Genomic DNA, 14,868 nt, shown 5'->3' with positions numbered 1-14,868 from the left:
TGACCGTACCGTGGGGGCGCGGCCGTTCGCCAGGACCAATCACGTCGCGGTGACTTCCAGCCCGCGTTGTACACCCGGCCGCGCGAGACCTGCCTCGAGCCAGCGCTGGACATGCGTGAACCGGTCGAAGCCGACGATCTCGCGCGCATCGTAAAATCCGATCAGGTTGCGGACCCAGCCGAGCAATGAAATATCGGCGATGCTGTAATCGGCGCCCATCACCCATTCGCGCGTCGCCAACCTTTCGTCGAGCACACCGAGCAATCGCGCCGATTCGGCCGCGTAGCGGTCGCGCGGGCGCTTGTCCTCATATTCGCGGCCGGCGAATTTGTGGAAGAAGCCGAGCTGGCCGAACATCGGGCCGACGCCGCCCATCTGCCACATCACCCACTGGATCGTCTCATAACGTTCGGCAGGATCGGCCGAAAGAAACTGCCCGCTCTTGTCGGCGAGATAGATCAGGATCGCGCCCGATTCGAACAGCGCGAGCGGCTTTCCGCCCGGGCCTTGCGGATCGTAGATCGCCGGGATCTTGCCATTGGGATTGAGTGCGAGGAAGGCCGGATCATGGCTCTCGTTCGCCATGATGTCGATCCGGTGCGGTTCATAAGCAAGGCCGGTTTCCTCGAGCATGATGCCCGCCTTCACCCCGTTCGGCGTCGGTGCGGAGAAAAGCTGGATCCGGTCGGGGTGCTGCGCCGGCCAGCGCGCGAAGATCGGATGGTCGATGCTCATACGCTTTGCTCGCGCTTGGCTTGCTGATGATGGCGGATCACTTCGTTGATGATGAAGCGCAGGAATTTCTCGGTGAAATCGGGGTCGAGGTCGGCATCGCGGGCCAGCTCACGCAGCCGTTCGATCTGCCGCTCCTCGCGGCCGGGGTCGGCGGGGGGCAGGCCTTCGCGCGCCTTGAGCTCGCCGACCGCCTTGGTCACCTTGAACCGTTCGGCGAGCATATAGACGAGCGCCGCGTCGATATTGTCGATGCTCTGGCGATATCGGCTCAGTTGGTCGTCCATGGGTGCGCGATTCCTCTCTTCTCCGGCACGCTTGGCACCGTGCGGGGCTTCAAAGCAAGCCGAAAGTCGTTGCAAAATCGTGGGCACGGCGCCAAGGCTCGCCGCGTTATGACTGCGGAAATCCATCAGCTCCACGGCGACCGGCCGCCCTCGCTCGACCCGATGATGGCGCTCGTCGCCGCCGACATGAACGAGGTGAATTCGGTCATTCTCGACCGCATGCAGTCCGAAGTGCCGCTGATCCCCGAACTTGCGGGTCATTTGATCGCTGGCGGTGGCAAGCGCATGCGGCCGATGCTGACGCTCGCGTGCGGCAAGCTGCTCGACTATCCCGGGCGCCGCCACTGCAAGCTCGCCGCCGCGGTCGAGTTCATCCACACCGCGACCTTGCTCCACGACGATGTCGTCGACAAATCGGACCTGCGCCGCGGGCGCAAGACCGCGAACCTCATCTGGGGAAACAGCGCCTCGGTGCTCGTCGGCGATTTCCTGTTCAGCCGCGCGTTCGAGGTGATGGTCGAGGACGGCTCGCTGAAGGTGCTCAAGATCCTCAGCCGCGCTTCGGCCGTGATCGCCGAGGGCGAGGTCAACCAGCTCTCGGCGCAGCGCCGGATCGAGACGAGCGAGGACCAGTATCTCGCGATCATCAACGCCAAGACCGCCGAGCTGTTCGCCGCGGCGTGCAAGATCGCCGCGGTCGTCGCCGAGCGTGACGAGGCGACCGAAGCCGCGCTCGACGCCTATGGCCGCAACCTCGGCATCGCGTTCCAGCTCGTCGACGATGCGATCGACTATGTTTCGGACGCCGAAACGATGGGCAAGGGCGTCGGCGACGATTTTCGCGACGGCAAGGTCACGCTGCCCGTTATCCTCGCCTATGCACGCGGCAGCGCCGAGGAGCGCGAGTTTTGGAAGCTCGCGATCACGGGGCACCGCACGTCGGACGAAGATCTTGGCTACGCGACGAGCCTGCTCCACAAGCACGACACGATCGCCGACACGCTCGCGCGCGCGCGCCATTACGGCCAGCGCGCGGTCGATGCGATCGGGGGTTTCAGCGCCAGCCAGGCGAAGTCGGCGCTGACCGAAGCGGTCGCCTTCGCCGTCGCGCGCGCCTATTGACGCTCCACTTTTGAGGGAAGATCGGCGACGCCATCCTTTCGTCACCCCGGATCAAGTCCGGGGTGACGAGGATAATAGATCGGCTTTCCAGCATATCGGGAACGACATATGGCGATGATGGGTCCAGCAGCCGAAAACCCCGACGCCTATATCGCTGCACTGTCGGGCTGGCAGCGCGAACGCTGCGAAATGATGCGCGCGGCGATCCGGCGCGCGGCGCCCTTCGAAGAGACGATCAAATGGACCAACCTCGTCTTCATGGCGAATGGTCCGTGCATCCTGATCCGCGCCGAGGAGCATCGCGTGCTGCTTGGCTTCTGGCGGGGCAAAAGGCTGCGCGACCTCGATCCGCGCATCAAGGCGAGCGGCAAATATGAATTGGGCAATCTGGTGATGACCGAAGCGACTGAGGTCACCGCCGATGCGGTGTCGCGCCTCGCCGCCGACGCTTTTCGCCTCAATACCGAATTGGGCAACCCCGCGGCGCGAACATGATGCAGGTGCTGCCGATCGATGTCGTGCTGCCCGATATCATGGCGGCGCTGGTGCTGAAACCCAACGCCGTTGTCGTTGCGCCGCCGGGCGCGGGCAAGACGACGCGCGTCGCCCCCGCGATTCTCGACCAGCCGTGGTGCAAGGGCGCGGTGTGGCTGCTCTCGCCGCGCCGGCTCGCGGCGCGCGGCGCGGCCGAGCGGATCGCCGAGGAGATGGGCGAAGCGGTTGGCGGGCGCGTCGGCTATGCCACACGCCTCGATAGCAAGCAGTCGGCGGCGACGCGGCTGCTCGTGATGACGCCGGGCCTGTTCCGCAACCGAATCCTCGCCGATCCCGAGCTTCATGGCGTGTCGGCGGTGCTGTTCGACGAGGTTCACGAACGCAGTCTCGACGGCGATTTCGCGCTCGCGCTGGCGATCGACGCGCAGCAGGGGCTGCGCGACGACCTCCGCCTTGTCGCGATGTCGGCGACGCTCGACGGCGTGCGCTTCGGCGCTTTGCTCGGTAGTGCGCCGGTGGTGAAGAGCGAGGGCAAGATTTGGCCGCTCGACCTCCGCCATATCGGTCGCCGCGCCGAGGACCGGCTCGAGGCGTCGGTGCTCGGCGCGGTGCGGCAGGCCATGGCCGACGAGGCCGACGGCGACATCCTCGCCTTCCTGCCGGGTGCGGCCGACATCGAACGCGCCGCGACCGCGGTCGAAGAGGCGCGGCTGCCGCTCGCGGTCCACCGCCTGCACGGCCAGATCGACCCGGCGCTGCAACGTAAGGCGCTCGTCCGCGACCCGGATGGGCGGCGCAAGCTGATCCTCGCGACGAGCATCGCCGAAACCAGCCTGACGATCGATAGCGTACGCATCGTCATCGACGCCGGGCTCTCGCGCCGTCCGCGCTTTGACAAGGCCGCGGGCATTGCGCGCCTTGTCACCGAGCGCGCGAGCCAGGCGTCGGCAACCCAGCGCGCCGGGCGTGCGGCGCGGCAAGGGCCGGGCGTTGCGTACCGATTGTGGGAGGCCGCGGCGACCGCGGGCATGCCGCCGTTCGATCCGCCCGAAATCCACGAGAATGACCTGATGCCCGTCGTGCTCGATTGCGCAAGCTGGGGCATCATCGATCCGCGCCAATTGGGCTGGCTCGACCCGCCGTCGCCCGCCGCGATTTCGGAAGCGAAGGCGCGGCTTCAGGCGATCGGCGCGCTCGCCGACGACGGCCGCATCACCGGGCATGGCAAGGCGCTTGCCGCGATCCCGCTGCCGGTACCGCTCGCGCATATGCTGCTCGATGCGGCGCGGGCGGGGGAGGCCGAGCTGGCGGGGCGGCTCGCGGTGCTGCTGACCGAGCCGGGGCTCGGCGGGCGCGGCGTCGATGTCGAGGCGCGGCTCGGGCGCTGGCGGGGGCAGCGCAACGAGCGCAGCGAGGGCGCGTGGAGGCTCGCACGGCGGCTGGCGACGATCGGGGAGAAGCTGGCGGCCGAGGCGGGCGATGTCGAACCGCGCTCGATCGGCGGCTGGATCGCGACCGCCTGGCCCGACCGCGTCGCGCGGCAGCGGGCAGGGCAGCGCGGCGAATATCTGAGCGTCGGCGGCCGCGCCTATCGCATTGACGCAGTCGATCCGCTCGCGGGTAGCGAGTGGCTCGCGATCGCCGATGCGCAAGGCCATGCCGCGGGCGTGCGCATCCTCGCCGCGGCGCCGATCGACCAGGCCGAGATCGAAGAGTTGTTCGCCAACCGTATCGTCGCGCATTCGGCGAGCAGCTACGACAGCGCGAACGATCGCGTCGACCATCGCCGCGAACGGCGCCTCGGCGCGATCGCGCTGACGAGCGGTCAGGCGGGGCGCAGCGAAAATGCCGGGGACGATATCGCGGTGCGGATGGCGGCGGTGCGCAGCAAGGGGCTGGGGCTGATCGGCTGGGGGTCGGCGGCGCAGGCGTTGCGCCAGCGCGCCTCCTATGCGGGGATCGATGCGCTATCGACCGGCGCGCTCGCCGACAGTCTCGAACTCTGGCTCGAGCCGTTGCTTGCGGGGTGCCGCGGCCTTCGCGACATCGGCGACCGCAAGCTGACCGATGCACTGATGGCAACGCTCGACTGGCCGGCGCGCCAGCTGCTCGAGAAGCATGCGCCCGCCGATTATGCGACGCCCGTCGGCAGCCGGCATCCGATCGACTATGGCGCCGACGGCGGGCCGACGGTCTGCGTGCGCGTGCAGGAATTGTTCGGGCTCGCGCGTCATCCGACGATCGGCGACCCGCCGGTGCCGCTGGTGCTCGCGCTGACCTCGCCCGCGCACCGGCCGATCCAGACGACGCGCGACCTCGTCTCCTTCTGGAGCGGCAGCTGGCACGATGTGGCGCGCGAGATGCGCGGGCGCTATCCCAAGCACAATTGGCCCGACGATCCGGCGAACGCGCGGCCAAGCCTGATGACCAAAGCGGCGCAGGCGCGGCGCGATGCGCAATAGACCTCTTTTCGTAGGGCTGGGTTGGCGCTAAGGCGGCGGAACAGGCACCAGTTACAGGACACCCCGATGAAAGCGCGTATCTTCCAGAAGCCCAAGAATGCGATGCAGTCGGGGCGTGCCGGGACGCAGCGCTGGATGCTGGAATTTGCCCCCGCCGAGGCGCGCAAGGCCGATCCGCTGATGGGCTGGGCGGGTAGCGGCGACACGCAGCGCCAGCTGCGCCTGGGTTTCGCGAGCCGCGAAGAAGCGGTGGCTTACGCGGAGCGTAACGGCATCGAGGTCGAAGTGACCGCGCCCCCTGTGCGTACGCTCAAGATTCAGGCTTACGCCGACAATTTCCGGTAATCATGTCATCCCAGCGAAAGCTGGGATCGCGGGCGCCATGCCTGGGCGATAGCGGCCCCAGCTTTCGCTGGGGCGACGTTTTTTTCAGGCTTCGGCGTCCGGCTGCAACAATTTGTGCAGGTGGACGACGACATATTTCATTTCGGCATCGTCGACGGTGCGCTGCGCGGCGCTGCGCCACGCCTTTTCGGCCGACTTGTAATCGGGATAGAGGCCGACGACGTCGAGATTGTGCAGGTCGACGAAGTCGAGACCCTGCGGATCGGCGACGCGGCCGCCGAACACGAGATGCAATTTGCTCATGGCTGCTTTCCTTGCGGGCTAGCGCTGGGGAGGGGAGAAGCCGCGCCCCCTACCAGCGCTTTGCCCTTACGGCAAGTGCGGCTCAATCCTCGCCCTTGCGGCCTTTCGGCAGCAGCGAGCCGAGCAGCGCGCCGATCGCGACCGCGCCCGCGACCAAGGCCAGCGGCTGCTTCTCGGCCGCATCCTTCAGCTTGCTGTTCGCGCGCTTCGCCTGCGCCTTGCCCTTTTCATAGACTTCGCCCGCCGCCTCGCGGGCGACGCCGGCCTGTTCGCTCGCCTTGGCTGCGAGGTCTTCGGTCGCGGCGCGGGCGCGGCCATAGCCGTCCTGGATGCGCGCCTTTGCCGCCTCGGCGGTCAGCCGAGCATTTTCGGCGGTTTTCTCCGCAAGTTCACTCGCTTTTGCACGCGTCTCGCGGGCGGTTTCACCGAATGGCTTCATCATCTTCCTCCAATATTTCGATGTCATCCTCGTCCGCCGGTTCATCGGCGGAACGAAAATGATCGGCGACGTCGGTCGCCAGGTCCTGAATCTTTTGCATCAGGCGGGGCGCATGTTCCTTGATCGGTTCGCGTAGCAACCAAGCGAGGCCGGCTGCCGCTGCGATCGCGATCGGCAGCTTGTTGTCGCGAAACTGCTGCTGCACGGCATGCGCGGTGTCGTCGACGGCCTCGCCAATCCGGTACTTGCCGCGATCGACGAGCGCACTGGGCCTCAGCGCCGCGCGCGCTACGTCGAGCCGGCGGTGCAGTTCGCCCCGCTGGAGCATCGAGCGGCGCGCGGCGGCGATTAGGCGATTACGCGTCCGAGGCATCGTCGATCCCCTCGTTCGTCAGGTCGCGGCGGAGCGCGGTACGGATGTCGCCATAGCTGAGCTGCGCGCGCCATCCGGCAAAGCCCGCGATGGCGAGCAGCACCGCGACGACGATCAGTGTCGCAACGAATGGCCCGACATGCGGCGCGAGCGCGAGGATCGCCCCGAACGCAAGTGCAAGCATTGCGATGCCCAAGGCAGTTGCCGCGACCGCGCCCCACGCCGCGGTCCATGACGCGCCGTGTAGTGCCAGTTCGCTGCGGGCCTCAAGCAGCGCCAGTTCCGCCCGTGCCGTCGCCGAGAGATTGTCGACGACATCGCCGACAATCGTTTCGAGCGGAACGGGCGGCGGCGTGACCGGACGTCCGTCGGGCGCATAACCATGACTTATGCCGTCAAAGCTGCGCGCGTTGGGCGCCGGCGGGGTATTCGGATCGGAAGATGCCAATGCCCTGTCAATCGTTCGAGCTGCCCTTGAGCATCCGGGCGAGCACGAAGCCGATCACCGTGGCGGCACCGACGGCGATCGCCGGGTTCTTCTTGACCATGTCGCGCGTCGAGGCGGCGAGCTCGTCGAGATCCTTCTTGTCGAGCGTCGTGGCAAGGCCGGCAACGGTCGTCGCGGCCGAGCGGGCATAGTCGCCATATTGTTTGCCGAACTTGGTGTCGACGGTGCCGGCGCTGTCTTCGAGCAGCTTGGCGAGGCTGCCGACGGCTTCGGCGGCCTTGTCCTTGCCCTTGTTTGCGGCGTCGCGGGCCTTGGTCGAAGCCTGATTCTTCAGCGTCGTCGCTTCCTGCTTCAGCGAGGCGGCTTTCTTTGACGCTTCGGATTTGATGGTGTCGCGCGTCGCGGCGATCTGGTCGCGGATCGGGTGATCCTTGGCGTTCGCCTTTTTGGCGGCGGGCTTGCGTGCCGGCGCCGCCTTGGTGGCGGCGGCCTTCACGGGCGCCTTGGGACGGGGAGCGGCAACTTTCTTCGTCGCGGGAGTAGCGGCTTTGGCCATCGGCTTTGTCCTCTTCTTCTTATACGGGCGCCGCATCAGCGGGCGTCCCCTTTTGGTCCTGCCTCAATATATAGCAAGGCGGACCGAATGGTTCCATCCCTCCGCAAAATTCCTATGCAGCGGTTGCACTAAGGTCACCCTGCCGATAACAGGCGGGCGCCTTTCCCTACGCCCTGTCGACAGGGCATCAGCAGGACAAAATCCATGACCGCCATCATCGACATCCACGGCCGCGAAATCCTCGACAGCCGCGGCAACCCGACCGTTGAAGTCGATGTCCTGCTCGAAGACGGCAGCTTCGGCCGCGCGGCGGTGCCCTCGGGCGCCTCGACCGGCGCGCACGAAGCCGTCGAACTGCGCGATGGCGACAAGAGCCGTTATCTCGGCAAGGGTGTGATCAAGGCGGTTGCCGCGGTGAACGGCGATATCGCCGAGGCGCTGATCGGCCTCGATGCCGAGGACCAGCGCGAACTCGACCAGGCGATGATCGACCTCGACGGCACGCCGAACAAGAGCCGCCTCGGCGCCAATGCGATCCTCGGCGTCAGCCTCGCCGCCGCGAAGGCCGCGGCCGACGCACGCGGCCTGCCGCTCTATCGCTATGTCGGCGGCGTTTCGGCGCGCACGCTCCCCGTTCCGATGATGAACATCATCAACGGCGGCGAGCATGCTGACAATCCGATCGACGTGCAGGAATTCATGATCATGCCCGTCGGCGCCGGCAGCATCGCCGAAGCCGTGCGCTGGGGCAGCGAGATTTTCCACACACTGAAAAAGGGGCTGTCGGCCAAGGGCCTCGCGACCGCGGTCGGCGACGAAGGCGGCTTCGCCCCGAACCTCGCCTCGACGCGCGCCGCGCTCGACTTCATCGCGGCATCGGTCGATCAGGCGGGCTTCAAGCTCGGCACCGACGTCGTCCTCGCGCTCGATTGCGCCGCGACCGAATTCTTCAAGAACGGCAAATATGAGATCAGCGGCGAGGGGCTTTCGCTCAGCCCCGAGCAGATGGCCGAATATCTCGCCGCGCTCGTGAACGACTATCCGATCAAGTCGATCGAAGACGGCATGAGCGAAGATGATTTTGTGGGCTGGAAGGCGCTCACTGATCTGGTCGGCGACAAGTGCCAGCTCGTCGGCGACGATCTGTTCGTGACCAATCCGCTGCGGCTGGAGCAGGGGATCAAGGACGGGCTCGCCAACTCGCTGCTCGTCAAGGTCAACCAGATCGGCACGCTGTCGGAAACGCTCGACGCGGTCGATATGGCGCACCGCGCGCGCTACACCGCGGTCATGTCGCATCGCTCGGGCGAAACCGAGGATTCGACGATCGCCGACCTCGCGGTCGCGACCAACTGCGGCCAGATCAAGACCGGCAGCCTCGCGCGTTCGGACCGGCTTGCCAAGTACAACCAGCTGATCCGCATCGAGGAAGAGCTGGGCGACATGGCGCGTTATCCGGGGGCTTCGATTTTCGGGTGAGCGAGCGAAGCGTGCCGGTTCCGTTGGCTCGGCGTTGAGGCGTCAACGCGGATAATCGAGGGTAAGCGGGCTTCCCGGGCGCAACAAATATAAGCCGTCATTCCCGATTTTGACGCGGAAGGTGTCATCGTCTTCCGCTTCGAACAATCCCCCGGCGCCGAGCGGCTTGAGTTGCCGCGGCTCGCGGTCGGGCCGGATCAGCCATAAGGCCGAACCGCGAAGTTCGATCTTCGCGGCGCCATATTGGCCCGCGAAGGCCGAGAGTTCGGTCGGGGTCGGCGCATAACCGGTGCGCTGCGCCGCCAGCCGGTCGCGTGCCCAGACAAGAAAATCCTTTTCGATCCCGGCGGGCGTGACCGGCAGCAGCCGGGCGAGGGCGAGGTCGTAGGCGGTTTCCAGCGCCTCAGGCGCCGGAACCTCGACGGTCGGGGAAACGCCCGTGCCTTCCCAGTCGCGCTTGCCGATGGGATCCTGCGTATATCCGAGCGGCACCGAGAGTCGGAAGAATGGCGGCACCGCGGTATCGTCCGAAAAATGGGCCGCACCCTCGGTGCGTTCGCCCACCAGTTCGCCGAGTTTGAATTGCCCGATCGTATAAGCAAATGCTTCGGCGGCAGAGCGCGAGCGATGGTTGATCAGCACATATAGGGGAATGCCGGTTAGTCGCCCGCTCGGAAGGTTGAGCTGCGATCGGACCTGTACGTCGGCGCTGCCGGGGGTAATCAGGGTGGTCATCAGCGTATCGGGGGCGAAGAAATGGCTCCGCAGATAGTCGAGCGCGTTGGTGTCGCCCCCCTGATTGCTGCGCAGGTCGATGATGATCGCTCGCCCGCCTTTCAAGAAGCGCATCGCGTCGTCATAAGCCCGCGCTGTCTCGGCTTCGTTCCAGAAGAAGCCGACGATCTTCAGATACCGTATATTGCCCGGCAAAAGCCGTGTTTCGACCAGTCCGTGATTGAAGTCGCGCGCATGCTGCGCTTCGAAGGCATTGGATGCCGCGATCGCGGCCTGATCCGGCGGGGCCGTCGCCGCGCGATACCATTCGGGCTCGAACCGTAAATAGAGGTGCGTGTCGTTTGCGACCGTCTGCATGTCCGCGGTAATCAGCGCCGCAAACCGCGTCGGATCGTCGGTCCGATAGCGCGCCTTCGACGAATCGAGCCGTGCCAATATCGCGGGAACGCGTTCGGGATCGATATAGGCCCGGGTTAGCCGGGCCTTGATGGCTTGCAGCGCCGCGTCGCGCGTTGCGGTGGTCAGGATGGGTGCCGTTACCGGTGCCTCTGCTACCGGTTCGGCCGCCGCGACCGGGGAAAAGCACAGGCCCGGGACGAGCATCATTGCTAAAATCATGGGGCGACCGTGCATATCAATCACTTTCCCGGTTGGTCGTTGGTGGCAAACCGCGCTATCCCAATTATCCAGTGGTCGGCTTTAGTATGAGCAATATATTGCGCAGTCAACGTCATGTATCGGATAGGTCCGATGTGCTTGCCAATGTTGGGAAAAACCTGCGCAGATTGCGCGATGAAAGGGATTTGAGCCAAACCGCCTTGGCCCAGATGTCGGGACTCAGCCGGCGAATGATTTCCGCCATCGAGGGCGGAGAGACGAACGTCAGCCTGTCGAGCATCGATCGACTGGCCGCAGCGATGTCGGTCACGTTTTCCGAGATTGTTCGGCCGCCAGATGCTGCCGATGGCAGGCGGGTGAACAGCCTTGCGTGGCAGGGGAAGGCCGCGGGCAGCGAGGCCAGGTTGCTGGGAACCGCCCCGTCGACGAAGGAGACCGAATTGTGGCTGTGGTCGCTTGGTCCCGGCGACAGCTATCGGTCGGAAGCGCATTCGGAGATAGGCCACGAGATGATTTTTGTTGTCGACGGCCTATTGATAATTGAATTCGGCAATGACGAGTTTCATGTTGCTGGCGGCGATTTCAAGATATTCTCAAGCGCTTCCTCCTGCACCTTCATCAACAGACAGCCGACGCCCGTTCGTTTCGTCCGATGCGTGGTCCTCTAGCACCGTCGCGTCGGCCATGGTCCCGCTGATGGTTTTTGAAATGGAAAACGGTGCAAAACCCGCACCTGGCGCCTTGACGCCGCGAATCAACTCTGATTCAAGGGCCGGAATGACGCAGCGCCACAAATTCCGCAAATCGATGCACCGGGCCGCCGGTCCCGCCATCGCGGTGATGGTGGTGCTGGCGATGATCGGCTACATCATTTTCGGTCCGACCGGCCTGTACGCCTGGGGCGATTACGGCCAGTCGGTCGAAAAGCAGCGCGTGATCCTGAGCGAGCTGACGAAAAAGCAGACCGAGCTGCAGAACCGCGTCAACCTGCTTGACCGGCGCCGCGTCGATCCCGATCTGGCCGAGGAATATGTCCGCGAAAAGCTCGGCGCCTATCACCCCGACGAGGTGATCATTCCGATGGAACCCGACGCGAAGCGCTAAGCCTGTCATCTGCTTTCCCGTCATCCCGGCGAAGGCGGGGATCCCGCTTCCTTTTTTGCGGGCACAGCATCGGCCTCCCTCTTGGTTCGGAAAAGCGGGATTCCCGCCTTCGCGGGAATGACGAGGATGGGGCGTAAGCGCGTCTCTTGCTGCATACGTAAGTTGGCATCGCGCCCGCCCATGGTGGGCGTTGCCAAGTGGCGCGCGGCTCTCCTATAGGGAGCGCTTGCCGTAACGGCTAACTGCAAAGGAACCCGCCTTGGCCAAAGCACCCGCGCGCACCTCCCCCGCGCCAAAAAAGACTGCATCCACCCCGGCCGCCGCGAGCAACCGCGAGCAACCGCGCGATCCCGTTCCCTATGACGCGACGCCCGAAGAGCTGGAAAAATTCTATCGCGAGATGCTGCTCATCCGCCGCTTCGAAGAGAAGGCGGGGCAGCTTTACGGCCTCGGCCTGATCGGCGGTTTCTGTCACCTCTATATCGGGCAGGAAGCCGTGGCGGTCGGCCTGCAGTCGGCGCTCGACGGCGACAAGGACAGCGTGATCACCGGCTATCGCGACCATGGCCATATGCTCGCCTACGGCATCGACCCCAAGGTCATCATGGCCGAGCTGACGGGACGCCAGGCCGGTATCTCGAAGGGCAAGGGCGGCTCGATGCACATGTTCAGCGTCGAGCATAAATTCTATGGCGGCCACGGCATCGTCGGCGCGCAGGTGTCGCTCGGCACCGGGCTCGCGTTCGCGCACAAATATCGCGGCGACGGCGGGGTGGCGATGGCCTATTTCGGCGACGGCGCGTCGAACCAGGGCCAGGTCTACGAAAGCTTCAACATGGCCGAGCTGTGGAAGCTGCCGATCATCTTCGTGATCGAGAATAACCAATATGCGATGGGCACCTCGGTCAATCGCTCGTCTGCCGAGGACCAGCTTTATCGTCGCGGCGAAAGCTTCCGTATTCCCGGCATGCAGGTTGACGGCATGGACGTGCTCGCGGTGCGCGGCGCGGCAGAGACGGCGCTTGAATGGGTGCGCGCGGGCAAGGGGCCGGTGCTGATGGAGCTCAAGACCTATCGCTATCGCGGTCACTCGATGTCCGACCCCGCCAAATATCGCAGCCGCGAGGAAGTGCAGGCGGTGCGCGACAAGAGCGATTCGATCGAACATCTGAAAAAGCTGATGCCCGATGCGGGCATCACCGAAGACAAGTTCAAGGAAATCGACAAGGAAATCCGCGCGATCGTGGCCGAGTCCGCCGACTTTGCGGAAAGCGCGCCCGAACCCGAACTTCATGAACTGTATACCGACGTGCTGGTGGAGCAATATTGAGATGGCCATCGAATTGAAAATGCCGGCACTGTCGCCGACGATGGAAGAAGGCACGCTCGCCAAGTGGCTCGTCAAGGAAGGCGACGCGGTGAAGTCGGGCGACATTCTCGCCGAGATCGAAACCGACAAGGCGACGATGGAATTCGAAGCGATCGACGAAGGCACGATCGGGCAGATCCTCGTGGCCGAGGGCACCGACAATGTGAAGGTCGGCACCGTGATCGCGACGATCACGGGCGAGGGCGAGGAAGCGGCCGCACCGGCGCCGGCACCGGCCGCCGCACCTGCCAAAGACGTCGCCCCAGCCGAAGCTGGGGCCGCTGTCGCCAGCGCTCCCACGCCCGCGGTCCCAGCTTCCGCTGGGACGACGGAGAAGGCGGCACCCGCCGAACGCGCATCGGACCCCGCGATCCCTGAAGGCACCGCGATGGTTCGCCTGACGGTCCGCGAAGCTTTGCGCGACGCGATGGCCGAGGAAATGCGGAAGGACGACCGCGTCTTCGTGATGGGCGAGGAAGTCGCCGAGTATCAGGGTGCTTACAAGGTCACGCAGGGGCTGCTCGAGGAGTTCGGCGCGGAGCGCGTCGTCGACACCCCGATCACCGAATATGGCTTCGCCGGTCTCGGCGCGGGCGCCGCGATGGGCGGGCTGCGTCCGATCATCGAGTTTATGACCTTCAACTTCGCGATGCAGGCGATCGACCACATCATCAACTCGGCGGCGAAGACCAACTATATGTCGGGCGGCCAGATGCGTTGCCCGATCGTGTTCCGCGGCCCGAACGGCGCCGCGGCGCGCGTCGGCGCGCAGCACAGCCAGAATTTCGCGCCCTGGTATGCCAGCGTCCCCGGCCTGATCGTGATCGCGCCTTATGACGCCGCCGATGCCAAGGGGCTGCTGAAGGCCGCGATCCGCACCGAAGACCCCGTCGTCTTCCTCGAAAACGAACTGCTCTATGGCCGCAGCTTCGACGTGCCTGAGGTCGACGATTTCGTCCTGCCGATCGGCAAGGCGCGGATCATGCGGCAGGGCAGCGACGTCACCATCGTCAGCTATTCGATCGGCGTCGGGCTCGCGCTCGAAGCCGCCGACGAGCTGGCGGGCGAGGGCATCGACGCCGAGGTCATTGATCTCCGCACCATCCGTCCGCTCGACACCGCGACCGTGCTCGCGAGCCTCAAGAAGACGAACCATCTTGTCATCGTCGAGGAAGGCTGGCCGGTCTGCTCGATCGCCAGCGAACTCGCGATGGTCGCGATGGAGCATGGCTTCGACGACCTCGATGCGCCGGTGATGCGCGTGTGCAACGAGGATGTGCCGCTGCCCTATGCGCATAATCTCGAAAAGGCCGCGCTGATCGATACGCCGCGCGTCGTGGCAGCCGTGAAGGCGGTCCGCAATCGCGCCTGACGACCAAGAGACGGCTTTCTATCCCGATATGCGCGATCCGCGCGTGCTGGTCTCCGTACCGCACGCGCGGCGCGCAGCGTTGTCGGCGCTTTGGGGATTGGCCGCGCGGCTGACCAAGCTGTTGCTCGATGCGCGCGAGCCGCTGATCGGGCAGATCAAGCTCGCCTGGTGGCGCGACATGGCGGCGATGATCGCGCGCGATCCGGGCGCCTTGCCGAAGGGCGAGCCGCTGCTCGCCGAACTTCAGGAAACATGGGCGGGGCAGGGCGGCCTCGACGCGCTCGTCGACGCCGCCGAAGCGATGTTGCTCGCCGAGAGCGACGGCGATCGGCGCGCGGCCTCCGAAAGCTTTGGCGGACAGCTTTTCGCGCTGTCCGGCGGCGGCGAAGCTGGCGGACGGCGCTGGGGTTTGGTCTGGGGCGCGGGCGTCGAGGAAGGCGAGGCCGAAGCCCGCGATTTGCTCGATCAGGCGAAGGCGCTGGATGCGCCGTCGCGCAGGGTTTTTGGCCGAAACCGGCCGCTTCTGATGCTCGACCGCTGGGCCGGCATGATCGCGAGCCACGATGGCGAGCGGCATTTGCGTAGCGAGGGAATGCTGCTGCTGCGCCTCGGCCTGTTCGGCCGCTGAC

The 14,868-nt window shown here is 65.5% G+C and carries 18 protein-coding genes; 10 read left to right on the top strand and 8 right to left on the bottom strand.

What is annotated here, in order from left to right; genetic code table 11:
- Positions 1–39: 39 nt before the first annotated feature.
- Positions 40–735 (bottom strand): glutathione S-transferase N-terminal domain-containing protein, encoded by a 696-nt coding sequence (locus ACTJI5_RS15535; RefSeq protein WP_440860952.1) that lies wholly within the window; start codon positions 733–735, stop codon positions 40–42.
- Positions 732–1,019: a chorismate mutase gene (locus ACTJI5_RS15530; protein ID WP_058538118.1), complete on the bottom strand. Its 288-nt coding sequence runs from the start codon at positions 1,017–1,019 to the stop codon at positions 732–734. Before ACTJI5_RS15530 ends, ACTJI5_RS15535 begins: the two co-directional genes overlap by 4 nt.
- Before the next feature lie 108 nt (positions 1,020–1,127).
- Here ACTJI5_RS15530 and ACTJI5_RS15525 point away from each other — a divergent pair, with 108 nt between their 5' ends.
- The 4 genes from ACTJI5_RS15525 to ACTJI5_RS15510 all read left to right on the top strand — a co-directional run bounded on the left by ACTJI5_RS15525 (position 1,128) and on the right by ACTJI5_RS15510 (position 5,443).
- Positions 1,128–2,141, top strand: a complete 1,014-nt coding sequence (locus ACTJI5_RS15525; protein WP_058538117.1) for a polyprenyl synthetase family protein — start codon at positions 1,128–1,130, stop codon at positions 2,139–2,141.
- Between the two features lie 108 nt (positions 2,142–2,249).
- Complete coding sequence (locus ACTJI5_RS15520; protein WP_310253097.1) at positions 2,250–2,636, top strand: DUF1801 domain-containing protein; 387 nt, start codon at positions 2,250–2,252, stop codon at positions 2,634–2,636.
- Positions 2,636–5,098, top strand: a complete 2,463-nt coding sequence (hrpB, locus tag ACTJI5_RS15515; protein WP_440861100.1) for an ATP-dependent helicase HrpB — start codon at positions 2,636–2,638, stop codon at positions 5,096–5,098. The genes ACTJI5_RS15520 and hrpB overlap by 1 nt, the downstream gene beginning before the upstream one ends.
- A 66-nt stretch (positions 5,099–5,164) precedes the next feature.
- On the top strand, positions 5,165–5,443 hold the full coding sequence (locus ACTJI5_RS15510; protein ID WP_058538114.1) for an ETC complex I subunit: 279 nt from the start codon (positions 5,165–5,167) through the stop codon (positions 5,441–5,443).
- Between the two features lie 84 nt (positions 5,444–5,527).
- On the opposite strand, the gene ACTJI5_RS15505 is transcribed toward ACTJI5_RS15510, so the two are convergent.
- The 5 genes from ACTJI5_RS15505 to ACTJI5_RS15485 all read right to left on the bottom strand — a co-directional run bounded on the left by ACTJI5_RS15505 (position 5,528) and on the right by ACTJI5_RS15485 (position 7,562).
- Positions 5,528–5,746, bottom strand: coding sequence for a DUF4170 domain-containing protein (locus tag ACTJI5_RS15505; RefSeq protein WP_058538113.1), 219 nt, complete (start codon positions 5,744–5,746; stop codon positions 5,528–5,530).
- 82 nt (positions 5,747–5,828) lie between these two features.
- On the bottom strand, positions 5,829–6,185 hold the full coding sequence (locus ACTJI5_RS15500; protein WP_058538236.1) for a hypothetical protein: 357 nt from the start codon (positions 6,183–6,185) through the stop codon (positions 5,829–5,831).
- Entirely contained in the window at positions 6,169–6,558 is a 390-nt protein-coding gene (locus tag ACTJI5_RS15495; RefSeq protein WP_058538112.1) for a hypothetical protein, read from the bottom strand. The genes ACTJI5_RS15500 and ACTJI5_RS15495 overlap by 17 nt, the downstream gene beginning before the upstream one ends.
- Complete coding sequence (locus tag ACTJI5_RS15490; RefSeq protein ID WP_440860951.1) at positions 6,542–7,006, bottom strand: phage holin family protein; 465 nt, start codon at positions 7,004–7,006, stop codon at positions 6,542–6,544. Before ACTJI5_RS15490 ends, ACTJI5_RS15495 begins: the two co-directional genes overlap by 17 nt.
- Positions 7,007–7,013: 7 nt before the next feature.
- A complete protein-coding gene (locus ACTJI5_RS15485) occupies positions 7,014–7,562 on the bottom strand; it encodes a hypothetical protein (RefSeq protein ID WP_058538110.1) in 549 nt (182 codons plus the stop codon).
- 204 nt (positions 7,563–7,766) lie between these two features.
- Between ACTJI5_RS15485 and eno the strand changes: the two genes are divergently transcribed.
- Positions 7,767–9,041 (top strand): phosphopyruvate hydratase, encoded by a 1,275-nt coding sequence (gene eno / locus ACTJI5_RS15480; RefSeq protein ID WP_137887688.1) that lies wholly within the window; start codon positions 7,767–7,769, stop codon positions 9,039–9,041.
- A gap of 42 nt (positions 9,042–9,083) precedes the next feature.
- On the opposite strand, the gene ACTJI5_RS15475 is transcribed toward eno, so the two are convergent.
- Entirely contained in the window at positions 9,084–10,382 is a 1,299-nt protein-coding gene (locus ACTJI5_RS15475; protein ID WP_058538108.1) for a S41 family peptidase, read from the bottom strand.
- A 98-nt stretch (positions 10,383–10,480) separates the two neighbouring features.
- On the opposite strand from ACTJI5_RS15475, the gene ACTJI5_RS15470 reads away from it, so the two are divergent.
- The 5 genes from ACTJI5_RS15470 (at position 10,481) to ACTJI5_RS15450 (ending at position 14,867) form a co-directional block, all read left to right on the top strand.
- Positions 10,481–11,062 (top strand): helix-turn-helix domain-containing protein, encoded by a 582-nt coding sequence (locus ACTJI5_RS15470; protein ID WP_058538107.1) that lies wholly within the window; start codon positions 10,481–10,483, stop codon positions 11,060–11,062.
- Positions 11,063–11,171: 109 nt separating this feature from the next.
- On the top strand, positions 11,172–11,498 hold the full coding sequence (locus ACTJI5_RS15465) for an FtsB family cell division protein (RefSeq protein WP_056374132.1): 327 nt from the start codon (positions 11,172–11,174) through the stop codon (positions 11,496–11,498).
- Positions 11,499–11,757: 259 nt separating this feature from the next.
- Positions 11,758–12,828 carry a pyruvate dehydrogenase (acetyl-transferring) E1 component subunit alpha gene (pdhA, locus tag ACTJI5_RS15460; RefSeq protein WP_440860950.1) on the top strand — a complete coding sequence of 357 codons (1,071 nt, stop codon included), beginning with the start codon at positions 11,758–11,760 and terminating at the stop codon, positions 12,826–12,828.
- A 1-nt stretch (position 12,829) separates the two neighbouring features.
- Complete coding sequence (locus ACTJI5_RS15455) at positions 12,830–14,239, top strand: pyruvate dehydrogenase complex E1 component subunit beta (RefSeq protein WP_440860949.1); 1,410 nt, start codon at positions 12,830–12,832, stop codon at positions 14,237–14,239.
- Between the two features lie 28 nt (positions 14,240–14,267).
- The gene (locus ACTJI5_RS15450) at positions 14,268–14,867 is read left to right on the top strand and encodes a hypothetical protein (RefSeq protein WP_440860948.1); all 600 of its coding nucleotides are present in this window, start codon (positions 14,268–14,270) and stop codon (positions 14,865–14,867) included.
- Position 14,868: the final 1 nt, after the last annotated feature.

This window comes from Sphingopyxis sp. 22461, from assembly GCF_052044915.1.
Classification (GTDB): Bacteria; Pseudomonadota; Alphaproteobacteria; order Sphingomonadales; family Sphingomonadaceae; genus Sphingopyxis.
This window is presented reverse-complemented; position numbering and strand designations above follow the sequence as displayed.